Origin of the sequence: Sedimentibacter sp. MB35-C1 (genome assembly GCF_030913635.1) — a bacterium.
Taxonomy (GTDB): Bacteria; Bacillota; Clostridia; order Tissierellales; family Sedimentibacteraceae; genus Sedimentibacter.
Window position 1 is genome coordinate 1804485 of the sequence record NZ_CP133188.1, and the last position, 25568, is coordinate 1830052.

The 25568-nt window shown below is 36.2% G+C and carries 25 protein-coding genes; 23 read left to right on the forward strand and 2 right to left on the reverse strand.

Translation table 11 applies throughout. From position 1 onward, the window contains the following. Window positions 1–241: 241 nt before the first annotated feature. The 6 genes from RBQ61_RS08550 to RBQ61_RS08575 all read left to right on the forward strand — a co-directional run bounded on the left by RBQ61_RS08550 (window position 242) and on the right by RBQ61_RS08575 (window position 6519). Window positions 242–2263 (forward strand): urocanate hydratase, encoded by a 2022-nt coding sequence (locus RBQ61_RS08550; protein ID WP_308140100.1) that lies wholly within the window; start codon window positions 242–244, stop codon window positions 2261–2263. Window positions 2264–2285: 22 nt separating this feature from the next. Next, window positions 2286–3176 (forward strand): glutamate formimidoyltransferase, encoded by an 891-nt coding sequence (ftcD, locus tag RBQ61_RS08555; protein WP_308140066.1) that lies wholly within the window; start codon window positions 2286–2288, stop codon window positions 3174–3176. 86 nt (window positions 3177–3262) lie between these two features. Beyond that, window positions 3263–4507 carry an imidazolonepropionase gene (gene hutI, locus RBQ61_RS08560; RefSeq protein WP_308140067.1) on the forward strand — a complete coding sequence of 415 codons (1245 nt, stop codon included), beginning with the start codon at window positions 3263–3265 and terminating at the stop codon, window positions 4505–4507. A gap of 1 nt (window position 4508) precedes the next feature. Continuing rightward, the gene (locus tag RBQ61_RS08565) at window positions 4509–5123 is read left to right on the forward strand and encodes a cyclodeaminase/cyclohydrolase family protein (protein ID WP_308140068.1); all 615 of its coding nucleotides are present in this window, start codon (window positions 4509–4511) and stop codon (window positions 5121–5123) included. A 48-nt stretch (window positions 5124–5171) separates the two neighbouring features. After that, window positions 5172–5606, forward strand: a complete 435-nt coding sequence (locus RBQ61_RS08570; RefSeq protein WP_308140069.1) for a HutP family protein — start codon at window positions 5172–5174, stop codon at window positions 5604–5606. Further along, complete coding sequence (locus tag RBQ61_RS08575) at window positions 5572–6519, forward strand: selenium metabolism-associated LysR family transcriptional regulator (protein ID WP_308140070.1); 948 nt, start codon at window positions 5572–5574, stop codon at window positions 6517–6519. The genes RBQ61_RS08570 and RBQ61_RS08575 overlap by 35 nt, the downstream gene beginning before the upstream one ends. A 183-nt stretch (window positions 6520–6702) precedes the next feature. On the opposite strand, the gene RBQ61_RS08585 is transcribed toward RBQ61_RS08575, so the two are convergent. Next, on the reverse strand, window positions 6703–7320 hold the full coding sequence (locus RBQ61_RS08585; RefSeq protein WP_308136926.1) for a superoxide dismutase: 618 nt from the start codon (window positions 7318–7320) through the stop codon (window positions 6703–6705). 209 nt (window positions 7321–7529) lie between these two features. On the opposite strand from RBQ61_RS08585, the gene polA reads away from it, so the two are divergent. Genes polA through RBQ61_RS08600 form a run of 3 tightly spaced genes read left to right on the forward strand, consistent with a single transcriptional unit; the run spans window position 7530 to window position 11472 of the window. Then, window positions 7530–10241, forward strand: a complete 2712-nt coding sequence (gene polA, locus RBQ61_RS08590) for a DNA polymerase I (protein WP_308136927.1) — start codon at window positions 7530–7532, stop codon at window positions 10239–10241. Then, window positions 10228–10857 carry a dephospho-CoA kinase gene (coaE, locus tag RBQ61_RS08595; RefSeq protein WP_308136928.1) on the forward strand — a complete coding sequence of 210 codons (630 nt, stop codon included), beginning with the start codon at window positions 10228–10230 and terminating at the stop codon, window positions 10855–10857. Before polA ends, coaE begins: the two co-directional genes overlap by 14 nt. Window positions 10858–10860: 3 nt before the next feature. After that, complete coding sequence (locus tag RBQ61_RS08600) at window positions 10861–11472, forward strand: hypothetical protein (RefSeq protein WP_308136929.1); 612 nt, start codon at window positions 10861–10863, stop codon at window positions 11470–11472. Between the two features lie 95 nt (window positions 11473–11567). Here the strand turns inward: RBQ61_RS08600 and RBQ61_RS08605 are convergent, their stop codons facing one another. Next, a complete protein-coding gene (locus RBQ61_RS08605) occupies window positions 11568–12056 on the reverse strand; it encodes a hypothetical protein (RefSeq protein ID WP_308136930.1) in 489 nt (162 codons plus the stop codon). Between the two features lie 226 nt (window positions 12057–12282). Here RBQ61_RS08605 and RBQ61_RS08610 point away from each other — a divergent pair, with 226 nt between their 5' ends. The 14 genes from RBQ61_RS08610 to RBQ61_RS08675 all read left to right on the forward strand — a co-directional run bounded on the left by RBQ61_RS08610 (window position 12283) and on the right by RBQ61_RS08675 (window position 25566). Next, the gene (locus RBQ61_RS08610) at window positions 12283–13119 is read left to right on the forward strand and encodes a class I SAM-dependent methyltransferase (protein WP_308136931.1); all 837 of its coding nucleotides are present in this window, start codon (window positions 12283–12285) and stop codon (window positions 13117–13119) included. Between the two features lie 99 nt (window positions 13120–13218). Further along, window positions 13219–15369, forward strand: a complete 2151-nt coding sequence (locus tag RBQ61_RS08615) for a DUF5693 family protein (protein WP_308136932.1) — start codon at window positions 13219–13221, stop codon at window positions 15367–15369. After that, the gene (gene csaB, locus RBQ61_RS08620) at window positions 15366–16418 is read left to right on the forward strand and encodes a polysaccharide pyruvyl transferase CsaB (protein ID WP_308136933.1); all 1053 of its coding nucleotides are present in this window, start codon (window positions 15366–15368) and stop codon (window positions 16416–16418) included. The genes RBQ61_RS08615 and csaB overlap by 4 nt, the downstream gene beginning before the upstream one ends. 2 nt (window positions 16419–16420) lie before the next feature. Beyond that, window positions 16421–17188 (forward strand): WecB/TagA/CpsF family glycosyltransferase, encoded by a 768-nt coding sequence (locus RBQ61_RS08625; RefSeq protein ID WP_308136934.1) that lies wholly within the window; start codon window positions 16421–16423, stop codon window positions 17186–17188. Window positions 17189–17200: 12 nt separating this feature from the next. Further along, window positions 17201–17851, forward strand: a complete 651-nt coding sequence (fsa, locus tag RBQ61_RS08630; protein ID WP_308136935.1) for a fructose-6-phosphate aldolase — start codon at window positions 17201–17203, stop codon at window positions 17849–17851. A 10-nt stretch (window positions 17852–17861) separates the two neighbouring features. Then, window positions 17862–18674, forward strand: a complete 813-nt coding sequence (locus RBQ61_RS08635) for a transketolase (RefSeq protein WP_308136936.1) — start codon at window positions 17862–17864, stop codon at window positions 18672–18674. Next, window positions 18674–19615, forward strand: coding sequence for a transketolase family protein (locus RBQ61_RS08640; protein ID WP_308136937.1), 942 nt, complete (start codon window positions 18674–18676; stop codon window positions 19613–19615). The genes RBQ61_RS08635 and RBQ61_RS08640 overlap by 1 nt, the downstream gene beginning before the upstream one ends. Before the next feature lie 228 nt (window positions 19616–19843). Continuing rightward, on the forward strand, window positions 19844–20338 hold the full coding sequence (locus tag RBQ61_RS08645) for a CarD family transcriptional regulator (RefSeq protein ID WP_308136938.1): 495 nt from the start codon (window positions 19844–19846) through the stop codon (window positions 20336–20338). 179 nt (window positions 20339–20517) lie between these two features. Next, the gene (locus RBQ61_RS08650) at window positions 20518–21612 is read left to right on the forward strand and encodes a PIN/TRAM domain-containing protein (RefSeq protein ID WP_308136939.1); all 1095 of its coding nucleotides are present in this window, start codon (window positions 20518–20520) and stop codon (window positions 21610–21612) included. Window positions 21613–21875: 263 nt separating this feature from the next. Next, window positions 21876–22199, forward strand: coding sequence for a PadR family transcriptional regulator (locus RBQ61_RS08655; protein WP_308136940.1), 324 nt, complete (start codon window positions 21876–21878; stop codon window positions 22197–22199). A gap of 2 nt (window positions 22200–22201) precedes the next feature. Beyond that, the gene (locus RBQ61_RS08660; RefSeq protein ID WP_308136941.1) at window positions 22202–22888 is read left to right on the forward strand and encodes a hypothetical protein; all 687 of its coding nucleotides are present in this window, start codon (window positions 22202–22204) and stop codon (window positions 22886–22888) included. Window positions 22889–23154: 266 nt separating this feature from the next. Continuing rightward, window positions 23155–23937, forward strand: coding sequence for an epoxyqueuosine reductase (locus RBQ61_RS08665; RefSeq protein ID WP_308136942.1), 783 nt, complete (start codon window positions 23155–23157; stop codon window positions 23935–23937). A 44-nt stretch (window positions 23938–23981) separates the two neighbouring features. Continuing rightward, on the forward strand, window positions 23982–24743 hold the full coding sequence (locus tag RBQ61_RS08670) for a GNAT family N-acetyltransferase (protein WP_308136943.1): 762 nt from the start codon (window positions 23982–23984) through the stop codon (window positions 24741–24743). Between the two features lie 184 nt (window positions 24744–24927). Continuing rightward, the gene (locus RBQ61_RS08675; RefSeq protein WP_308136944.1) at window positions 24928–25566 is read left to right on the forward strand and encodes a DUF421 domain-containing protein; all 639 of its coding nucleotides are present in this window, start codon (window positions 24928–24930) and stop codon (window positions 25564–25566) included. Window positions 25567–25568: the final 2 nt, after the last annotated feature.

Sequence of the window (25568 nt, forward strand, 5' to 3'; positions counted from 1 at the left end):
TTTAATGATACATTATTATTGGTGGTTTTTCAATTAAAACATAAAAAATTAGACCCTACATCGCACGTAAGGCCTAATAATATATTTATAAAAAAACAAGGGGGAGAGGGTAAGTAATAAGTTTATCTTATTAGCTTATTTACATTATAGAAATAAAAGCTTTAAGTAATCTTAAGTTTAGACGAATTATCGACGTTAATAATATATAATATAATCAGTAAATAAATGGAGGTGTTTTATGATTAATAATTCAGACATTTCAAAAGCTATGACTATTAAATTAGATGATATTCTGCCGGAATATCCCGTTTTTAAAGATGGAGTGAGAAGGGCTCCAAAAAGAGAGCTTACACTCAATCAAAGGGAAATCAAACTTGCATTAAAGAATGCCTTAAGGTATGTTCCTGAAAGTCTGCATGAAGAATTAGCACCGGAGTTTCTTGAAGAATTAATGACCATGGGAAGAATTTACGGCTACAGGTTCATGCCTAAGGAAAGAATTTACGGGAAACCTATCGATGAATATAAAGGAAACTGCATAGAAGGAAAAGCATTTCAGGTTATGATTGACAACAATTTAAACCATGATGTAGCATTATATCCCTATGAGCTTGTAACCTACGGTGAAACCGGACAGGTGTGCCAAAATTGGATGCAGTACAGGCTTATAAAAAAATATCTGGAGCAGCTGACAGATGAACAGACACTTGCTATTTTGTCCGGCCATCCACTGGGACTTTTTAAATCTCATAAAACAAGCCCTCGTGTTATTTTGTCCAACGGATTGATGATAGGGATGTTTGATAACCCGCATGATTGGGCGAAGGCGACTGCAATGGGATGTTCCAGCTATGGACAGATGACCGCAGGAGGATGGATGTACATAGGACCTCAGGGAATTGTTCACGGTACATTTAACACCTTGATAAATGCAGGAAGAAAAGAGCTTGGAATCCCTGATGACAAGGATTTGGCAGGACATTTGTTCATAACGTCCGGTCTTGGAGGAATGAGCGGTGCTCAACCTAAAGCAATTGAGATAGCAAACGGAGTGGGAATAATTGCGGAAGTTGATTATTCCAGAATTGAAACGAGGATAAATCAGGGGTGGGTTTCAAAGGCAACGGAAAGCTTGGAGGAAGCTTTTAAAACTGCGCAGGAATATATAGATAAAAAGCAAACCATATCAATAGCCTATCACGGAAATATAGTTGATTTGCTTGAATATGCAGTTGATAACAATATACATGTTGATTTACTGTCTGATCAGACTTCTTGTCACGTTCCATATGACGGAGGATACTGTCCTAAAGGACTGACATTTGAAGAAAGAACTGAGCTGCTAAACAGAGACCGGGATAAATTTGCCCAGCTTGTTGATAAATCTTTGGCAGAACATTTCAGAGCAGTTAAAACTCTTGTTGACAGAGGAACTTATTTCTTTGACTATGGCAATGCTTTCATGAAAGCGGTATTTGACTCTGGAATAAAGGAAATATCAAAAAACGGTGTTGATACAAGTGAAGGATTTATATTCCCATCTTATGTTGAGGATATAATGGGTCCGATGTTGTTTGACTATGGATACGGCCCCTTCAGATGGGTATGCTTAAGCGGTAAACCTGAGGATCTCAGGAAAACAGATCATGCGGCCATGTCTGTGATAAACCCTGATAGAAGAGGGCAGGACAGGGATAATTATATATGGATTCGTGATGCTGAGAAAAATAAGTTGGTAGTCGGAACACAGGCCAGGATTTTATACCAGGATGCTCTGGGAAGAAGAGATATAGCATTAAAATTCAATGAAATGGTGAGAAATGGTGAGATAGGTCCTGTTATGCTTGGAAGAGATCACCACGATACAGGAGGTACGGATTCTCCTTACAGAGAGACGTCGAATATTTATGACGGAAGCAATGTTACGGCAGACATGGCTGTTCACTGCTTTGCAGGAAATGCGGCCAGAGGAATGAGTCTTGTTGCTCTGCACAACGGCGGCGGTGTAGGAATAAGCAAATCCATAAACGGAGGATTTGGAATGGTTCTGGACGGAAGCAAAAGAGTTGATGATATCCTTAAAAAGTCCATACCATGGGATACTATGGTAGGAGTGTCCAGAAGAAATTGGGCAAGAAACGATCATTCAATAGAAACATCAATGGAATATAACAATAAATTCGCGGGACAGGATCATATAACAATTCCTTACCTTGCAAATGATAAATTAATCGAAGAAACTGTTAAGAACTATAGCAAATAGTCGGAGGACATTCGGAGGACATATGAATAAAATTATAGAATGCGTTCCTAATTTTAGCGAAGGCAGAGATTTAAAAAAACTTGAAAAAATACTTGATGCTTTTAGAGGGAAGCAAGATGTTAAGCTTTTGGATTATTCAAGCGATGAGGATCATAACAGGACAGTGGTAACAATTGTTGGCGAGCCGGATGCGCTTAAATCAGCAGTAGTAGAAGCAATAGGGAAAGCAGTTGAACTTATTGACCTTACAAAACATGATGGACAGCATCCTCGAATGGGAGCAGTTGATGTAATACCGTTTATTCCTGTGAAAAACGCTACTGTAGAGGAAGCTGACGCACTTGCGAAAGATGTTGCAAAGGAAGCGTCAAAGCTTTACGGACTTCCCTTCTTTCTTTATGAAAAATCAGCAACAGCACCTCACAGAGAAAATTTGGCAAGTATAAGAAAAGGCCAGTTTGAGGGTATGAAGGAAAAAATGAAGGATGATATGTGGAAGCCTGATTTCGGTCCGGGAACCATACATCCAACTGCCGGTGTTACTGCTATAGGAGCTAGAATGCCACTAGTTGCGTACAATGTTAATCTTTCAACAAATAATCTGGACATTGCTACAAAAATTGCAAAACAGGTGAGACATATAAACGGAGGATTCAGATACGTAAAGGCTTTGGGCATAGAGCTTGAGGACAGGGGAATCGTGCAGGTGTCCATGAATCTGACGGACTACACAAAGACGTCAATTTACAGAGTGTTTGAAACTATTAAAATGGAGGCACAACGTTACGGAGTAAGTATTGTAGGAAGTGAAATTGTAGGATTGGTTCCAATGCAGGCACTTGTTGATACAGCGGATTACTATCTGCGTTTGGAAGGATTTAGTTTTGACCAGGTGCTTGAAACAAGGCTGTAGATTAATTTGAGCCGATGAATCTGTTCTTTGTGGGACAGATTCATTTGGCTATGACATAATACTAAGTATGAAAAGGAAGTGATTGAATGAGTAAATTAATAATTAAAAATGCTTCAGAGTTGGTTACATGCAAAGGGGAAGGGCCAAAACACGGCAAAGATATGTCTGAAATAGGAATGATTAAAAACGGATGCGTGGTCGTTAAAGATGGTCTAATTATTGATGTTGGTACAACAGAGGACATTATAGATAAATACATGCAAGATGAGTACAAAGTAATAGATGCATCAGGCAAAGCGGTGCTGCCGGGATTTATAGATTCTCATACCCATCTGGTGTTTGGCGGATATAGAGCTGATGAATTTTCATGGAGGCTGAGAGGGGACACCTATATGTCAATCATGGAACGCGGGGGCGGAATTACAAGCACGGTCAGAGCAACGAGAAACACATCTCTTGATGAATTTGTTGAATTAGGAATGAAGAGGCTGGATAAAATAATGGCCATGGGTGTAACAACAGTTGAAGGAAAAAGCGGATACGGACTTGACAGAGATACGGAAATGAGGCAGCTTGAGGCCGTAAAGAAACTTAATGAAATGCATCCTGTGGATATTGTATCTACTTTTTTGGGGCCACACAGTGTACTGCCTGAATACAAAGGCAAAGAAGATGAATTCATAGATTTCATGATTGAAGTTATGCAGTATGTTGCAGAAAATAATCTTGCTGAATTTGCGGATATTTTCTGTGAAAAAAATGTGTTCGACATTGAACAGTCAAAAAGGTTTTTATCAGAAGCTAAAAAAAGCGGACTTAATTTAAAAATCCATGCTGATGAAATATTTCAACTTGGCGGGACAGAACTTGCGGTAGAGCTTGGATGCACTTCTGCGGACCATTTGTTGCAGGCATCAGATGAGGGCATAAAAATGCTTTCCCAGTCAGATACCGTTGCAACGCTGCTTCCGGCGACTGCTTTCTGCCTTAATGAGGAGTATGCAAGAGCAAGAGACATGATAGATTCCGGCTGCGCCGTAGCTTTGGCTACAGATTTTAATCCTGGAAGCTGTTTTACAAATTCTATACCGCTTATTATAGCATTGGCTGCGATTCATATGAAGATGTCTGTTGAAGAAATAATAACCGCTCTAACAGTAAATGCTGCCTCTGCAGTGGGAAGAGGCCATGTGACAGGGAGCATAGAAGTTGGAAAGAAAGCGGATATAATAATTCTTGAATACCCTTCTATACATTTTCTTCCGTATCATGCAGGGGTAAACATAGTTGAAACAGTAATAAAAAACGGGAAGATCGTAAAGGAGAACTAGAATGAAAAATATGACACTGGAACAATTTGCGAATGTTGTTTCATCAAATGAGCCCGTTCCCGGAGGTGGAAGCGTTGCTGCCGTATGCGGAATGCTTAGTGCTGCTCTTTCGGAAATGGTTGCTAATCTTACAATAGGAAAGAAAAAATATGCTGAGCATGAAAAAGAAATGCTTGAAATAAAAGAAGAAGCTTCTCAACTTAAAAACAAGCTCATGGACTATATTGAAAAGGACAGCAATGCATACAACATGGTAATGGATGCTTACAGGCTTCCGAAGGAAACGCAGGAAGAGAAGGAAACCAGAAAGCTGGCAATAGAAGAAGGGTCAAAGCTTGCTGCAGCTATTCCACTTGAGGTTGCACATACATCATATGAAATTATGCATCTGGCGGAAGCGGTTGTGCTGAGAGGAAATTCAAATGCAGTAACGGATGCTCTTGTAGCTGCTATGCTCACAAGGACAGCTGTATTATCTGCTCTGCTTAACGTAAGAGTAAATCTTAGCTCTATAAGTGACGAGGAATTTGCTGTTAGATATAAAGAGAAATCTGATTTGCTTGAAGCAAAGGTTTTAAATTATGAGAAAAAAATATTGGAATATTCTCCGTTTTAATGTATAATGTAGACGGTTGCTTTTATTATCTTTGAGTGGGGTTACTGTATGGAGAAAAAAGGAATAGGAAAAATTGCACTGCTTCTCGCTTTAGGTGACGACACAGAAGAGTTAAAATCATATTATGAAAATAAAAACTACATAATATACAAAGGGCAGGCAGGCTCCATGGACGCGAAAAAAATAGTTGCAGCAATAGAGACCGCGGCTACTCGCGAAGACTTGATAAGGGAAAACTATCATGAGGAGCATGCTTTGTATCATGCGATTATAGAGGCTCTGAGCGGATTTTGCAGAGGTCAGGTAATGCTCGGAGAGGTATTAAGAAGTGCTGGACTGACATTTGTAATTGTACGTGGACTTCTTGCGGAGGACGAACCTACCAGCGGGAATTGGATTTCTGTTGTTCTTTACGGACATATAGGTTCACCAAGGCGAGGATTTGAGCATGAAGCAATCGGTATGGGAATACAGCCGATATAGTGAGGTAGAAATGAATACAGCTTATTTAAGAACATTTATCGAAGTTATTAATCTGAAAAACATATCAAAGGCTGCTGAAAAATTGTTTGTAACTCAGCCTGCTGTGTCGAAGCAGCTTCAATTGCTTGAAAAGGATTTTGGGGCCGAATTGTTTAAGAAAAATGGAAGAGAAATAATTCCTACGGAAGACGGCTATATTTTGTATAAGTTTGCTAAAAATGTGCTGAACGAGGAGAACAAAATATATTCACAGCTGAGAAGAGATGATAACAAGCTTAGCGGAAAACTGGAGATATATACAAGTTCAATGCCGGCTGAGTACTACATACATGATTTAATAGTAGAATTCAGCAAAATGTATCCGGAAGTTACTTATTCTATTATGAAAGTAGACTCCAGCAAGGTATTTAAGAATATAGAGGAAGGCTTTACAAGCTTTGGTTTTACTGGAACACCTCCGAAATCAAGAAAGATTAAAAACATATGCATTGCTGAAGATGAGATAGTGATTGTGGCTCCTTCCGAAAAAAAGGATGAATTTAACGGAGATAAGTTAAATGTCAAGGATATTGTAAACCAGAAATTTATATTAAGAGAAAACGGTTCTGCAACTTTGCAGGTTTTTGAAAAATTTTTAAGAAAAAATCATATTAAGCTTAGTGAGCTGAATGTGGTAATTCAGACCGAGGACAATGAAATGATAAAAAAATTTCTTGCTGAAAATCTGGGTATAGCCATTCTACCTAAAAAAACCGTTGAAAACGAAGTTAAAGAAGGAAAAATGTTTATTTTGAATCTGGGCGACGTAAAGCTCAAAAGAAAACTTTACTATATCTATGAGCAGGATAGATATTTTTCCAAGATAGAAAACAAATTTAAGGAATTTATGATTAATAAGCACATGTGTCAATAAAATATGAAACAGGTCTGGATTCCAGACCTGTTTTTGACATTAGCAGTCGCTTTCGCACCAGCTGAATAAAATTACTAACAATAAGAAGAAAAATAGTAAATTTGTTCCGCTTTCTCCGCAAACATTATTTCCGCAAAATCCCATAATTAACCTCCTTAAAGTATTGTTTACGATATTATATGTTTACGCATTAAGACGGTTACTGGGTTTTTCAAAAATTAAGCTGCTTAATCTTTTATTTACAATGCTGTAATCCAAGTTGGCAATGAACGCATCAATATATTCCGATCTATTTATTCCATAATCCATCATGTATGCATGCTCATATACATCCATTACGATAAGAGGTTCGGAGCAGAGGATAACACCTTCATCATGGGAATCCTGGCCGTAAATACAATATTCATCTCTAAACCGGTCGTAGCACAGCAAAACCCATCCGTGCATGGATAATCCGATACACTTGAATTTATCAATGAAATTTTCGTATGATCCGAAGATTTTATTGATAAGAGATTCAATTTGTCCGTACATTCTCGTGTTGCGACCTGTGAGATTCTCAAAGTATAATTCATGGAGCATGACTGCATCATAGCAAAAAGTTTTTGCTTTCTGATCTGACCTTACTTGACTGTAATTGGGACTGCATGTTGAATATGTTTTATCACTGCTGAGACTTTCCATAACCTTGTTTAAGCTGTCTACGTATCTTGTATATAAAACATAATGCTGACTTAACTGCATTGGTGAGAAGAATTTAACGTTAGAAAAATTATAGTGCTTTGCATTTATATAATTCATATACTTTACCTCCATACTATTTATATGTGAGCAATTGCAGGATATGATAAATGAAAATATTCCTTTACCCATTGAATATTAGTTGTTATAATTTAAATAATACATTTTCAATTTTCATTGTTTGAGAGGTTTTTGCAGTTAATTTGCAATTCGCTTCTTGTGTCATTGAAAAGATTAAATGTTAAAATAAAAAACATATAGGAGATGTCATGAAAAACAAAATTATGATACTGGACGGCAATAGTCTGCTTTTTAGAGCATTTTATGCTATGCCGCCTCTTAAAACAAAAAAAGGGCAATATACAAATGCGGTATATGGTTTTTTAAGCATGTTGTATAAGCTTTTAGATACATATTCTCCTGAATACATATGTGTTGCTTTCGATCCTAAAAAACCGTCCTTCAGACATGATCAGTACAAGGACTACAAGGCGAACAGGGCAAAAGCACCTAACGAATTAGTTGAGCAATTCCAGCTTATTAGAGACGTTCTTGATATACATAACATAAAATGTGTTGAAATTGAAGGATTTGAGGCGGATGATGTTGCCGGAACATTTGCTGGCGCCGCTGAAAAGCAAGGGGCTGAAGTATACCTTGTTACCAGTGACAAGGACTACTTGCAGCTTATTGATGAAAATACAAAGGTAATTTTGACAAAAAAGGGAGTTACAAATACAGAGGAAATGAGCTTGCAGTCAATGGAGGACACATACGGTATAACGCCTGAGCAGTTTATTGATTTAAAGGCATTGATGGGAGACTCATCCGATAATATACCAGGTGTCGGCGGTGTGGGAGAAAAAACTGCGTTGAAGCTTATACGTGAATACGGAAGCCTCGACGGCGTGTATGAAAATATAGAAAACATTAAGGGCAAGCTTAAAGAAAAACTTGAAACTGACAAGATGCAGGCATATATGAGCCAGACTCTTGCGAGAATTATAATAGACATACCTGTGGATTTTAATTTGGATGAATATAAAATTCAGGAAGCAGATTCACAGAAGCTGTTAGATATGTATGACGAGCTTGAGTTCAGAACCTTAAAAAAAAGAATCTCAGCGGAAAATACGCAAAAGAAAGCTCAGATGTCAATGTTTGACTCAGAATTTAAAAAGTCCGATGAAATGCAAGTAAAAAAAGTCTCTGTTATTTATATTGATAAGCCGGAAGATGTTAAGGATGTCGCAGAAAATATTGCAAAAAGCGGAAAACTTGTCTTAAAGTTTCTTATGGACTCTGACAGAGCTCTTTACGGAAAAGCCATTGCTGTTGGAATATCAGATGGAAGAGATATATACTACATAGATTTGTATAAGGCAGATGAAACAACAGTTATAGAAGCCTTAAGAGATGTTTTTGAGCGGGATGATATCCAGATAAGCGGCCACAGCATTAAAAATGAAGTTATATACCTGATGAAGAAAAATATTGAGCTTAACAGCATATCATTTGATTCTGAAATAGGAAAATATCTTCTCGATCCGTCGGAAAGTTCTTATTCCATAGATAAAATTGCATATGAATACTTAAATGATGAAATACCCTCTGAGAATGATATTCTTGGCACAGGTAAAAAAAGACTATCATTTGGTGAACTTGATTTGGAAGAAAGGAAAAATTATATATGCAATTATCTGAAGACTGTGCAGGGAGCAGAAAAGTACATTATAGAAGAAATCAAGAGTTTGGAAATGTTAGATCTTTATAATATTATTGAGCTTCCTTTGATTGAAGTGTTGGCATATATGGAGTTTGTCGGGTTTAAGGTAGACATGGATGTAATGGACAGTCTGGGTGCTCACTTTCAGGAAAAAATAAGTTTTCTAGAGAAAGAAATTTACGAGATGGCAGGAGAGAAATTTAATATTAATTCACCTAAGCAGCTTTCAGTTATATTGTTTGAAAAGCTGGGCCTGCCTGTAATAAAGAAAACTAAGACGGGAATATCCACAGATGCAGAGGTACTCGATAGGTTGAAATCGGAGCATGAAATTATTAATCTAATATTGGAATACAGATCCATGGTTAAACTTAATTCAACATATGTGGAGGGACTGAAAAATGTTGTTAGCAGTGAAACCGGAAGGGTGCATTCGTCATTTAACCAGACAATTACGGCTACAGGCAGAATTTCCAGCACAGAGCCAAACCTTCAGAATATACCTACAAGGACTCAGGAGGGCAGGGAGCTTAGGAAAGCTTTTGTGGCAGAAGACGGATATGTCCTTTGCGATGCGGATTATTCGCAGATAGAGTTGAGGGTGCTTGCCCATCTGGCAGATGAAAAAAATCTTATTGATGCATTCGCAAACAATGAGGACATACACACAAAGACCGCGTCCCAGGTTTTCCATGTTAGTATGGAAGATGTAACCTCCGAAATGAGAAGCAGGGCTAAGGCGGTAAACTTTGGCATAGTCTACGGTATAAGTGATTACGGTCTGAGCAGGGATTTAAGCATTCCAAGAAAAGAAGCAAAGCAGTACATTGACAACTATCTCAAGTATTTCGGAAGTATCGACATGTATATGAAGCATATAGTGGAACAGGGCAAAGCCGACGGATATGTAACAACATATTTCGGCAGGAGAAGAAGTATACCGGAACTGGCATCAAGAAACTTCAATATACGATCGTTTGGGGAAAGAATTGCACTTAACACACCTGTTCAGGGAACCGCTGCAGATATAATCAAGTGTGCCATGGTAGGAGTGTACAAGAGATTAAAGAAAAACAAAATGAAATCCAGGCTTATATTGCAGGTGCATGACGAACTCATTATCGAAGCATATGATTCAGAGCTGGAAGAAGTGAAAAAAATACTTAAAGAAGAAATGGAAAATGTAGTTGAAACATTCAAGGTAAGTCTTAAATCTGATGTAAATGTGGGAAGAAGCTGGTATGAAGCAAAATAATAAAAAAGTGATTGTCATAACAGGTGGAATTGGAACAGGAAAATCAACTGCCGTAAATATAATTAAAAAATTCGGTTTTTTGGTTCTGGATTCCGATAAAATTGTTCATGAGGGCTATAATAGAGGAAGAGCTCTTTATTATAAGGTAACCGAAGTATTCGGTAGCAAAATATTAGATGAGCATAATGCTATAAACAGGCAGGCTCTGGGTAGAATAGTATTTAATGATGAAAAAAAACTAACTATGTTAAATTCAATTGTGCATGAATATGTCATTGATATGCTTGCAAAGGGCGTTGAAGCTTCAGAAGATGAAGTAGTTTTTCTTGATATTCCTCTGATTTTGGAAAGTATCAGAACAAAGAAGGGATATGGCTTGAAATACGACGAAGTATGGCTCATATATGTAAATTCGGAAACACAGGCGGCTCGATTGAAACAAAGAGCAATAAAAGAAAATAAAAATCCTGAGGATGTATTAAATATAATAAATAAACAAATACCTATAGATGATAAGGTATCTATGGTTGATGAAGTCATAATCAATGATGGTACAATTGAGGAGCTTGAAGGAAAAATTACTGAGCTTTTTAAAATAAAAGGATTAAGTAGGTGAGTTATGGCAAGAAGGCGAAGTATGTACGCAAGAAGAAGGAAGATTAATTACGGGCGCATTCTGCTGCTGGTATTGGTGCTTGCAGCGATTGTGGTCCTTGTATCGTTCCTATTCAGGAAGAATGATTATATGACTGTGATTGATGAGGCTCTCGACTCTGGTACAGCTAAAATAACAGGTACGGTAAACCATGTTTCGGATGTGGATATAACCGTATATTCAAATGAAGGAATAAGATATGCAAACCAACATGAAGGCATAAAGAAGCTTGACAGCTTTGACGGAACCATTTCGGATGATTCAGAGAAAACAGAAAGAGTAAGGATGCTGTTTGAAAGTCTGCTTAAATTAAATCAAACATCAGGAACAGAAGATCTTCCGCTGACAGATGATGGCTATTACTGGATAGATGCAGATTTTTCGGTCGGGGAAAAAAGCCTGTTTGGAGGCAATGATGTATACAATTTTGATTTGTACTATGATATAGAAAGCAAGGTTGTATATGTAAAAGAAAAGTATTATTCAGAATTCAGTAAAAAAAATAATAAGCAGAAACTTATAGGCTACCAGGCAGATGATGAATTTGTAAGAATGATAGAAGAATTGACAAAATAAAATCCATCCCGGCGGAATATTCCGCCGGGATGTCCATATGGAACATCTCCGTTGGACAGAACCCCCACCGTACTTGGTGGGGGTTGTTGTTTTGTTTATTTAATTACTTCATATGTACCGCGAACCATAAATATTGCATAGCTGTCCGTATAGGCACCTCTTCCATCATCTCTTGGGATTATAAAAAGATTATTTGGCACAAGGTCCATACCTGATACAAAATCCTTGCCCAGAGTTACATTTGTTATTCCGCCAAGTTCGCTTCCAATAACGGTTGCTTCACCGCCTCTTAAAATGATTTCCGAACCTGCTCCTGCTATAAGCTTTTCACCTTCATTGATTTCTACGATTTCTAATGTTGAAGATCCACCTGTTTCCGTAGATCCAGAACCTTCACTTAATGCTTCAACCTGTTCTTTTATTTCATCAATATCCTCAAGCCTGTATTTTTCTATCAGATCTTCCAGACGATCGTTCAGATAGCTCAATACAACAATTGGATCATTTGTGTCACCCGGTGCTGCAAATATTACCGTGGTGAGAGCAAATGTAAGTATTAGCACTGTAATAAGGATTTTTTTCAAATTAACAACTCCCTTAATAATATTCTGTTCACTTTGCCGTATTGATATTTTATATTAAATTAGTAAATAATTCAACAAAAATTGACAGAAGCTGAATAATTCAATTTAGCGTAAAATCTACGAGAGAATGCATTTACCGCAATAAACATGCAACAAATGATTGAATTTGATAAATCTAAATGATATAATTGCAAAAGAATAAAAAACTGATGAAGAAGGTTAAAATATGAAGAAATTATGTATGACAGTAAATAAAATGTTTAAGCTGCCTGTACATCCCTTCAACCTTAACAATGAGGGCAAAAAAACATATGCTGAATGGCAATATGAAAAAGGCATTGATACAATTAAATTTTACTTGAAACACACAAGTGTTGATGAAATGTTTAAGGATAAAGTTGTCCTTGATATAGGCTGCGGTGCAGGGGGCAAGACTGTGTATTACGCATCAAGGGGAGTAAAGAAAATAGTAGGAGTTGAAATACTGGGAAAATATAAAGAGGAAGCTGAGGGACTGGCAAAGAAATACGGCATGGAAGATAAGTTCCAATTTGTAAGTGCTGATGCGTCTAAAACTCCTTTTGAGGATGAGACGTTTGATACCATAATAATGAATGATGCCATGGAGCATGTGGATGAACCTGAGAAGGTCCTTGATGAATGCTACAGAATATTAAAAAAGAACGGTAGGCTGTATTTGAATTTTCCGCCGTACAATCATCCATATGGTGCGCATTTAAGTGATGCGATAGGAATGCCGTGGGTGCATGTTTTCTTCAGTGAAAAAACACTTATAGAAACGTACAAAGAGCTGGTAAAGGATTTGCCTGATGGCAGAGACAGAATTGAATTCAGAATCAGCAAAAAATCCGATGGAACTGAATATTTTTCTTACATAAATAAAATGACCATAAAAAGAGCCGATAATATATTGCAAAACAGCAAATTTAATATCGAGTATTATTCGGAAGAGCCCTTGAGGAACATATTTAAATATCCTGCAAAACTTCCAGGTTTAAAGGAATTTTTGGTAAAAATGGTGGTCTGCGTTTTAAGAAAGTAATTCATAAGAGAATCTCATTAGAGTATGAGATTATTATTTTCTATATAGGTATAATATTGCCAATTTTTTGTTAAATTAAAAAGGATATAAGGAGATAAAATGAGGTTAAATAAAGTTGATAAATGGATTCTTCTGTTGATTTGTTTTTCACTGTTGGTAGCGGTTTTTACAATGTACCAGAGGATGGAAATTGAAAAACAATATAACACTGCGGAAATCATGCTTGATTATAATGAAATGGAAAAATTCGCTAATAGCTCGGAGAATTCTTTAAGCTATTGGCTTAAAGAATTCAAGGAATATGGAGCACAGTCTGTTGCAATACCGGAAGAAACATTAAAGCGATTGATGGAACAGGGAAAACCCCTTAGAGCAGAAATGGTATCAGAGCTCATTAAAAACTATAACTGGCAGGATGATTATGATGCCGAGATTGTTTCATTGATTGAAGAAAAGGAAATCGGCTCAAATGATGTAATCGTAACAACAGAAGATGAAGAATTATACAACTACATCATATTCGGGCTGACAGAAAGATACAGTAAGGAATTTTTTGATACATACACACTGGACAATGTTTATTATATATTGCTGAAGGGTACAAATGATGATGTATATTATGGTCAGACTGAAAGGGTGACAAATCTCAAGGGTGACGGAGTATATGAGTCTAAAAGAGCTGTTGATTCAAGACTGATGAATATCGGTATCGGCTATGACGATGCTAAAATTAATCTGGCAAAGGATGCGGGACTCGATGCTATATTAAGACCTATCAACTTTCCTACATACAATGAAAAACTGACGGATGTATATAAATTAACCAATGAGAAATATGGATTAGAGCCCAGGATATATCTGGTTGGCAGCAAGGAAGTGCTGGGATATCCAGAAAACGAGGATAAGCTGCTTGAATACGTAAGGGAAAATAATATTGCCATAGGGCTTATTGAGAGTTCAACGCAAAGAGAGCATCTCGAGAGCGAGGGTTTGAATAAACTGGTTGAGGATTCGGGATATAGTGCTCTCAGAGTTTTCACCATGTGGGATTACATAAGAGAGAGAAACAAGTACTATAATTACGAAGGTGCTGAAGAAATTGAAAATACAATGTTTAGGGCGATTACCGAGCGAAATATAAGAGTTATATATTTTAAGCCATTCTTTGAAGAACAAAAAAGCACAAAATACTTAACTGACGAGCAGGAATATAAAAGAACATTTGAAAGCCTTGAGGAAAGGCTTAACGAGCATGGTATAAGTCTTGGAAGAGCTGAAGCCATCAAAGAATTTCACATAGGATCAAAAAGATTGGCTGTATTGTCTTTCGGCATAGCACTGGCTTCGGTATTCTTATTTATCAAAATGTTTAACATAAAGGATAAAAGAGCAGGTTTCCTTTATTTGTTCAGTGTGCCTGCAGCTTTTGCACCATTAGTAATGAGAAGCTTATCTGAAAAAGGCTTTTCATTTGCTGCTGCAGTTGTTTTTTCATCACTGGGTATATATTTCTTTATGATGCAGATAAAGAAAATATACGATTCATCCGAAAAATATTCATTAATTAAAACAATGTCTTATTCAACTGTAATACTGGCGGGAGCTATAGTTATATCGCTGGCAGGGGCAGCATTTGTGGATGCAATGCTCGCTGATGTAAGGTACTTTCTTGAAATGGATATTTTCAGGGGTGTAAAATTTGCTCAGATACTGCCTTTCGGAGTATTTTTGATTATGTTTTTGATATACTTTATGAACAGGGAAGCAGATAACCCTGTAAAGGGTGCTGTAAATACTGCAATAAAGTTTCTGAATTTAAGGATAAAAATTTATTATGGAATAATTGTTGCGATTATCGGCGCCATTGCCTATGTGTACATTTCCAGAACGGGACATGAATCGAATCTTCAGCCTTCAAACATAGAAATGATTACAAGGAATTTCATGGAATATGTATTGCTGGCACGACCCAGAACAAAAGAATTTTTGTTTGCGTTTCCTGCTGTTTTCGCAGCTGTGTATGCCGCAAGCAAAAAATCAGAGTTTTTTACGGGTATATTCATGCTTGCAGCTGCAATCGGAACATCTTCCGTCATAAACACTTTTTCCCATTTGAGAACACCGATATACCTTTCTTTGGCAAGAACAGTTATCGCTTTGGGGTTTGGAATTGTAATTGGATGTATTGCTGTTATTATAATGGATTTACTATATAAAATATATGCTGTGTTGCAGGAGAGGCTGAAGTGAAAAAAATATTGTTGGCGGGATACTATGGGTTTGGAAATTTAGGGGACGAAGCAATATTGGAGATGGCAATTAAACAAATGCTTGAAATTACGGATATAGAAAATATTACGGTTTTATCCGGCAATAAGGAAAGAACAAGAGAAAAATACAATGTAAGTACAATTGACAGATACAATGTGTTTTCAATTGTGTTCAATCTTGTGAAGTCGGATGCTCTAGTATTTGGAGGCGGAAGCCTTCTTCAGGATATAACAAGCAAGAGAAGCATATATTACTATCTTTTTTTAATCAGGCTTGCAAAGTTGATGAATAACAAGGTAATAATGCTCAGCCAGGGTATAGGTCCAATAATAAACGAAAACAGCAAAAAAGCCCTGAAAGATACACTGCCGCTTATAGATTACATGACTGTAAGAGATAAGCACTCCAAGGAATTTCTTGAAGGGATCGGTATGGATAAAAATAAAGTATTTCTGTCAACCGATCCGGTAATTAATTTGAGAGCAGGAGAAAAATACAAGTCAAAAGGCCGCGGTAAAAAAAAGGTCTGTTTTTCGCTGAGAAATTGGAAGAATGCTGATGTAAGCAAAAAAATAAGCATACTAACGGAAAAGCTGGTTGAAAACGGCATAGAGTGCTATTTTATTCCTTTTTATTACAATGAGGATACGGAACTGATAGATCAGGTTGAAAAAAGCATCGGAGACAAAGCTGTTTATTACAAGGAGAGGCTTACAACAAGCCAGGCGTTTGATATAATAAGAGATATGGATGTGCTTGTGGGAGTGAGGCTGCATTCTCTAATATTTGCGGCAGCCGCAAATGTACCTTTTGTGGCGGTTTCATATGATCATAAAGTTGACCACTTTGCAAACAGTGTAAATATGAAAGTTGCATGTGTGATTGACAATATAGATGTGGATTTGCTCTTTGACGAAATAATGAAAAAAATCAGCAATGAATCCGAGGAAAAGAAGAAGCTTGAAGAAAGTGTAGAGGAATTGAGAGAGATGACAAAGATTAATTATAAAATACTGAAGGAAATATAAATATGAATAAACTAAGTATAATGGGTGTCAGAATCGACAATAAGAGCATGGACGAAGCTGTGGACATGGTAAAAAAGAAAATTGCCGATAATGAACGATATATAATATATACTCCAAATACCGAAATTGTTATGATGTGTCAGAAAGATGATGAATTCATGGAGCTGATGAACAAATCGGATATAAATATTCCCGACGGTGTAGGTTTGATATATGCTTCTAAAATCAAGAAACATCCATTGAAAGAAAAAGTTGCGGGCTTCGATTTATCTGTTAATCTGCTGAAGCTGGCCGATGAACAGGGATTAAAGCTTTATGTTGTGGGGGGCAAGCCCGGCGTAGCTAAAACCGCAATGGATAAAGTCCATGAAGAATATCCCGGAATAAAAATAATGGGAGCTCAGCACGGATACTTCAAGGGGTCACATCTAGGGAAGCAAGGACATGAGGAGGAAGTGAAGGTTATAGAAGATATAAACCGGGCAGAGCCTCACATTTTGTTTGTGGGATTTGGTGCTAAGAAGCAGGAACAGTGGATAGAATTTAACAGAGATAAAATTAATGCCAAAATAATTATAGGCAATGGTGGAACTCTGGACGGATTGGCCGGGCATGTGAAGAGAGCGCCTGAATTATTTATTAAACTTGGACTTGAATGGTTTTACAGGCTTATGAAGGAACCAAAAAGAATAAAAAGACAGATTTTATTACCGATTTTTGTGTTTAGAGTGCTTTTCGGCAATAAAGACGTAGTAAAAGTAATTGAATAAGGAGGCTGAACATTGAAATTATTTATTGATACGGCAAATGTTGAAGAAATAAAAAATGCAAATGAAATGGGAATTATTTGTGGGGTTACTACAAACCCGTCTTTAATTGCCAAGGAAGGAAAAATATTTGAGGATGTTGTAAAGGAAATAACTGGTATTGTAGACGGGCCAATAAGTGCAGAAGTTATAAGTGCTGACTGTGAAGGAATGATTAAAGAAGCTACAGAACTTTCGAGGATACATAAAAATATAATTATAAAAATACCGATGACGATTGAAGGGCTTAAAGCGGTTAAGATTCTAAAAAAAGAAAACATAAAAACAAATGTTACTCTTATATTTTCCGCATCTCAGGCTCTGATGGCGGCAAGGGCAGGAGCAACTTATGTTAGCCCATTTGTGGGAAGACTGGATGATGTAAGCAGCAGCGGGATGGAACTGATAAAGGATATAGTAACTATATTTAATAATTACGATATAGATACAGAGATAATAGCAGCTAGTATAAGACATCCAATGCATGTGACAGAGGCTGCGAAACTTGGTTGCCACATAGCAACTGTTCCGTACAAGGTGTTAATTCAAATGGCAGGGCATCCGCTGACAGATAAAGGAATAGATAGGTTTTTAAAGGATTGGGAATCAGTACCTAAGAGAAAATAAGGAGGATAAGATGAATCACGAAAAATTATGTGTCATAGCTAAAAATATGAGAAGCAATATTTTAACTATGATTCACGACGCAAAGTCGGGGCATCCGGGAGGTTCGCTTTCGGCAGTTGAAATAGTAACATATCTGTATTTTAATGAAATGAATATAGAAAATCCCGAGGATGAGAACAGAGACCGTTTTGTGCTGTCAAAGGGACATGGCGCTCCAGTTTTGTATTCAGCATTGATGGAGAAGGGATTTGTAGATAAATCCTTGATTGGAACGTTGAGAAAAATAAACTCTAAACTTCAGGGACACCCAGATATGAAAAAACTTCCCGGAGTGGAGGCATCCACTGGATCGCTGGGACAGGGACTGGCAATTGCAAATGGAATGGCACTTGCGTTTAAGCTTGATAAAAAGAAAAACAGAGTTTTTGCTCTTCTTGGAGACGGTGAACTGCAGGAAGGAATGGTATGGGAGGCTGCAATGCTTGCCGGACATTATAAACTGGATAACGTGACTGCTATAATAGACCACAATGGACTGCAAATAGATGGAAGAAATAATGATGTTATGAAAGTTGAACCTATTGATAAGAAATGGGAAGCTTTTGGATGGCACGTTATTAAAGCTGATGGAAATAACTTTGACTCATTGGAAAAGGCCTTTTCAGAAAGAAGAAGCATTACAGATAAGCCGACGGTAATTATTGCTGATACCGTAAAGGGAAAAGGCTGCTCATTTATGGAAGATAAAGCATCATGGCATGGCAAGGCTCCAAACGATGAAGAATATTCTATTGCCATGAATGAATTAGGGAGGTGCGAATAATGGCTAAGGCGACTAGAGAAGCATACGGTGAAGCATTAAAGAAACTGGCTGCCAATAATCCGGATGTTGTAGTGTTGGATGCTGACCTGTCTGGGTCAACAAAGACAGCTGAATTTAAAAAGGTGGCACCCGAAAGATTTTTTAACGTAGGCATAGCTGAACAGGATCTTATTGGAACGGCGGCCGGAATGGCAATAGCGGGTAAAATTCCTTTTGCCAGTTCTTTTGCAATGTTTGCTGCAGGAAGGGCGTTTGAAATAATAAGAAATACAGTTGCATATCCAAAGCTGAATGTTAAAATTGCTGCAACTCATGCGGGACTGACAGTTGGGGAAGACGGAGCATCACACCAAGCCATTGAAGATATAAGTTTGATGAGAAGCATACCGAATATGACGGTTATTAATCCGTCAGACAGCATTGAGGCGGAACAGGCTGTTTTAAAAGCGGCTGAAATGAAAGGCCCTGTATATATCAGACTGGGAAGAATGGCTGTTGATAATGTGTATGGACAGGATTACAAATTTGAATTGGGCAAGGGCGTAGAACTTAAAAAAGGAAATGATGTAACAATTATAGCTACCGGATTAATGGTTCAAGAAGCGTTAAAGGCTTCAGAGGAGCTTTCCGGAGAAGGAATAAATGCAAGAGTAATAAATATACACACAATAAAACCCATCGATGAGGAAATAATTATAAATGCTGCAAGAGAGACTAAGGCAATAGTTACAGCAGAGGAACACAGCATAATAGGCGGACTGGGAAGCGCGGTTTTAGAAGCTTTGTCCGATAAACATCCAGTACCTGTTAAAAGAATAGGTGTTCTGGATACATTCGGAGAGTCAGGGAAACCGGCTGACCTTCTTGAAAAGTATCATTTAACTGCTAAAGACATTCAGGAAGCCTGCAAGGAAGTAATAAAATTAAAAAACATTAAATAAATACACAATAAAAATCACGATCGCTTTAGCGGTCGTGATTTTAAAAATAATAAAAAAAATTAATAATTTGCAAAAATATTTCTTATTGTAAAATTATGATAAAAATAAGTTGTAATTGTAATAATTTTTTTTGAAATATATATTGACATTGTTGTAATGCCAAGGTATAATTATCGATTTGACAATTGTTTCTGTTTAGTGTATACTAAAGAGTAGGGAGGTAGTAGCATGTTTAAGTTAGGAGACAAAGTTGTATACCCAATGCATGGTGCCGGTGTTATTGAAACGATGGAACAAAAGGAAATACTCGGTGAAGTTAAAAAATACTATGTTCTTAAGATGCCTATTGGAGAAATGAAGCTCATGATACCTGTAGACAACGTAAACAATATCGGATTAAGAAATATTATAGATACAGAGGCAGTAGAAAAAGTCTATAAAATTTTAAAGCAAAGTGCCGAACTCAACGATTCAAACTGGAATAAAAGATACCGGGATAATATGGTTAAGATGAAGACAGGAGATATTTTCGAGGTCGCCAAGGTGGTAAGGGATTTGACCTTTCGGGACAGAGAGAAAGGGTTGTCAACAGGTGAGAAGAAAATGCTTGTAAGCGCAAAGCAGATGCTTGTAAGCGAAATAGCTCTTTCAACTAATACCGATGGCAAAAACATACAGGATTATTTGGATAATATCATTAATGAGGATGCGTTAAAGCAATAACATATGAGATAATGTGCTTTAGTGCATTTTCTTTTTGTCCTTAAAATTGTCCTTAAAATTAAGGTAAAATTAATAATAAATATATATAATTTGAAGAAAATAGTATAGCCAAATAACAAAAAATATGATACATTAAATAATGTAGCAATATATGGGTATACTGTAAAGGAGGTGATTACATGATAGATAAAATAATAAAGGCGGTTATTACTGTAATAGGAACATTACTAGGTGTTTTTACTGGGGTGCTTCTAAACCAAAACGGTCTTCTTAATTTTACGGAATTTCAAAATGTTTTAGTAATCATTGGTATCAGTTTAGTATTTGGAATTATATTTTTTCTTTTATCAACCAGAATCAAAAAAATTGGTCTCAAAGTAGTAGGAGCTTTTGAAACGGAGCTACTTAAATTTTCTACCATGGATATTATTTGGGGAGCTTTGGGGCTTATAGTGGGGTTTATTATTGCTTTCCTGATCAGTCAGCCATTTTCTGATATTAAGTATGTGGGCACAATTATTTCAATTTTGTCTTATTTAATATTTGGATATTTGGGAATCAAAATTTCCACAAGGAAAAAAGACGATGTAATATGGCCGCAAATAAACTTGAAAAAAACGGCTGTTTCAAAAAAACAGGATAGAAATTCAAAGAAAGAAACATATTTACCAAAAATACTTGATACTAGCGTGATTATAGACGGAAGAATTTCTGATATTTGCAAGACTGGGTTTATTGAAGGAACACTGGTTATACCTGAATTTGTTCTTAAGGAATTAAGACACATTGCTGATTCTTCAGACAGCCTCAAAAGAAACAGAGGAAGAAGAGGATTGGATATTTTAAATATTTTGCAAAAAGATGATGCAGTGCATGTTGTTATTGAATCAAAAGATTACGGAGATAATATAGAAGTTGATGTAAAGCTTTTGAAGCTTGCTAAAGAGCTTGGAGGCAAAGTCCTGACAAATGATTTTAACTTGAATAAGGTTGCTGAATTCCAGGGTGTTGAAGTTTTAAATATCAATGAGCTGGCTAATGCTGTTAAGCCTGTTGTTCTTCCCGGAGAAGAAATGACTGTAATGGTTGTCAAGGACGGTAAGGAATCAGGGCAGGGTCTGGCATACCTTGATGATGGAACAATGATTGTTGTGGAAGGCGGCAAAAAATGCATCGGAGATTCTGTTGTTGTAACAGTAACGAGCGTGCTTCAAACGGCAGCAGGAAGAATGATTTTTGCCAAGCTTAAAAATGTAATAAACAAAGCTGTATAGAGGAAACAATCCTGATACAGCGTGGATAAAATTAAAATGAAATATGAAAAAGATAGTTGGATATTATATTCAGCTATCTTCTTTTGTTATGCAAAAAAATATTCACAAACATTCTGGGTACAGACCTTAGAATGAAGCTTTAAAGATTATTTTTTTTGTAATTAAAATTATTTTTATATGGAATAACTTTTTATGATTGACATAACATCTACTGTGCGGTACAATGTAGTTAACTATTATGCGGTGCAAGGTAGGTGGAATACATGGTGGATAAATCGCAATTATTAAGAGGTACATTGGAAGGATGTATAGTGAAAATAATTGGTGATGAAGAAACATACGGGTATGAAATAATATCCCGCTTACAGGATTATGGTTTTGATGATGTAAGAGAAGGAACAACCTATCCTATTTTGGTAAGACTTGAGAGGAAAAAAATTATAACATCCAAATACAAAGAGTCACCTCTTGGTCCGAAAAGAAAATACTATTTCTTAACTGAAACAGGAGAAGAATTTTTAAATGAATTTCAATTGGTGTGGAATGATGTAAAAAAGTCCGTTGACAAAGTATTGAAAGGGGAATAATTATGTTTATGAATGAAATGATCTTACTTAAAAAAGAAAATGAAGCACAAATAAAAGCTTTAAGGGATGACGACGTCCAGACCATAAAGGATATTATGAAAGGTATGAGTATATTTAAGGTTAATTCTTATGATGCGCAAGTAATCAAAAGAGATTTGATAGGGATGGCGCAGGAATTTGAATTAAGAAACAAAACATTACATGATGCCATTGGGAGTGATGTAAAAGGATTTGCTCATGATATTATAAAAAACAGCGGAGGACCATGTAAGTATGAAATATTTTTAGGATTTCTATTAAAGTTGACAGGATATTTTTTTGCTTGGTTTTTAGTATTATCTTTTGGAGCCTATGGAGGAGAATTAGGTTGGAGAGTTAATCCAATAATATTTTTATTTTACTTTTCAGTCGTAATACTAAGTTTCATAACAGAAGGCTTGGTAGCACCTGTATTTAGTATGGAAAAAGGATTTAAGAAAGAATGCGGTTCAATAATTTCCATAGTGTTATTTTTAGTTGTAACAATTATATATTTTTTTCTATATGATAATCAGAACATAATGGAAATTAATGTAGGCTGTATAATGCTTGTATCAGGATTAGCCTATCTGATAGCAAAATATTTGAATTTTAAGAATATTCATAAATTAGCAATTAATAAAAAGAATTTTATACAAGATTTGAGTTGATTGGCTATTAAGTTAAAAAATTATAACGAGTTAAGTTATAGGAATGCAAACACTAAACATAATTTATGAATAAATATTGTAACTTTATAAACTATGGGTTATAATGGAAAAAATAGAAAGAAACAGTATGCGATGATTAATACACGTAAAAAATCAATTTTCTTTCTTTTATTAGCCGCAGTAATACTTGTTATAATATTGTTTAATGTTGTACTATATTTTAAACTGCTGTCTACTGATTATGAATATCGTTGGAGGTATAAGTCATGTGTTATGAAGATAAATTGAAAAATAAAATTGAAAATACTCTAAAACAATATGTAGCTGATTATTCAAAACTTAAAAATGTTCAAACTAAATGGGAAGAATCTCTTACTGCATATGCGGATGCAAATGATAAGATGTTTTACAAACTCAAGGATGTAGTCAGTTCTTATCACGCTCTGCCAAAAGACAGTTTAAAGGAAGCCCAAACAGTAGTCGCATATTTTATCCCCTTCCATGAGTCAATAGTTAAAAGCAACATAGATGGCAGGGAGTGCTCAAAGGAATGGGCAAGGGCATATTTAGAAACAAATCAGCTCATATTGGATGTAAATACATATATAAAGGACGTATTAGAAGAATCAGGCTATAAAGCAGTGATCACTCCTGCAACTCATAATTTTGACGAGGAAAAATTAATCAGTAGCTGGTCTCACAGGCATGTGGCATATATTGCCGGATTGGGAACCTTCGGGCTGAACAATATGCTCATAACTGAGAAAGGATGCTGTGGAAGAATCGGCAGTTTTATAACAGACGGAAAAATTGAGCCCACCAAAAGAACTGATAAAGAAAATTGCTTGTTTAAGCATAAAAGTATATGTAAGAAATGCGTTAAAAAATGTGTGAATGATGCCTTGAAGACAGATGAGTTTGACAGATTTAAATGCTTTGAAATGTGCCTTTACAACGATAAGCTTCATTCGGATGTTGAGGGGTTTACCGAGGTATGCGGGAAGTGTATGGTTAATATCCCATGTTCTTTTGTCAATCCTGTGAAATAATTATGTTGTGTCTATGACACATTAAAATATCAGTGGAGGTTAATATGGAAATTTCAGAACAAATTGCTAAACTGGAAAAAAACAGCCCAATGAGGTATCTTGATTACCAGCTCACATCATGGGGAAGGATGTACAGCGATATGGATAATAAAGAAAGTTATACATCTAATTATGCCGTTATTGATAAAAATGAAAATATTGATGACATTATTAAAGAAATAGAAGAATACTATAATTCAAAAAATATAATTCCTAAAATTTTTTACCGTCATGGTTCTTTGGAGCTAGATGTTTTAAGACCTTATTATGAAAAATATGGTTACTCAATAAGGGAATTTGATATAGATTTGATGATTTTAAATATGAATGATGCTATTAATAACAAAATTAAAGGATGTAAAATTAGACGGGTTGGACATGTTCTGGATGGAAAGGAATACAATCTGGTCCTAGAACAGGATGACGGCGAAACATACGGCATAAAACTTCTTAATAAACAAATAGCCGCAGGTAATAATATGTTTTTTGCTTATAATGAAGCATGCTGCCCTGTCAGCATGGCATTGGCTGAAAAATACAACAATACAGTCTACATATCAAACGTTTATACAACACCGTCAAACAGATGCCAAGGATATGGAATGGCAGTTATAGATGCTGTTATATCATATTACAAGGATTCATTTATATATCTGCACACACATAACCCTGATGCAGCAAGCGTTTACAGAAAACTAGGATTTACCGGTGAAACATTTAAATCATGGTGGGCTGTTAAAGGTTCACTTCCAGAGTGGTGCCAATAATCAGTCCTCCGCTCAAAGGTCCGTCCCCAGAATGCCACCCAGAATGCCAAAAGGTCCGTCCCCAAAATGTCATTTTATTTTAAAAAAGTTCAAATTTTCTGCATGGTTTTTTAATGTATATAACTTCTGTAAGTGGTCAAAATATAAGAATAATTGTATTTATGATTTCAGGGCGGAGATTTCTATGGTTATAGTTGTTATAAGAGCAATAATTTTATACACAGTTTTGATGATATCCATGAGAATAATGGGAAAGGGAGAATTGGGAGAGCTTCAGCCTCACGATCTTGTAGTTTCTTTGATGCTTGCGGAGCTTGCCGTAATGCCCATGGAGGACTTAGGTGAGCCTCTGCTGCACGGATTTATTGCGACAGCAACAATAATGTTTCTTCAGTGTTTTATTTCCTATATAACTTTGAAAAATAATACAGCAAGGAAATTTATATGCGGAACACCAACAATAATAATTGACCACGGTAAATTTAATATAAAAGAAATGAATAAGCTTAGAATAAACATAAATGATGTATTGGGGCAGATGCGTCTAAAGGGATATAATAATGTTGAAGACGTGGACTATATTATAATGGAAACAAATGGGGAAATGAGCATTATTGCACCAGATGATCATCCAGGCAAGAAATGTATCAGAATTCCCATTGCGACTATACTGGACGGTGAAGTAATGCATGATAATTTTAAAAAATACAAGATTTCGTACAAAAGATTTGAAGAAGAGTTAAAAAAGAAAAAATTAAATCCAAATCAAGTATTGTATGGGTTTGTGGATGAAAATGACAGATTTGTTTTTCTTGAGAGGTAAGT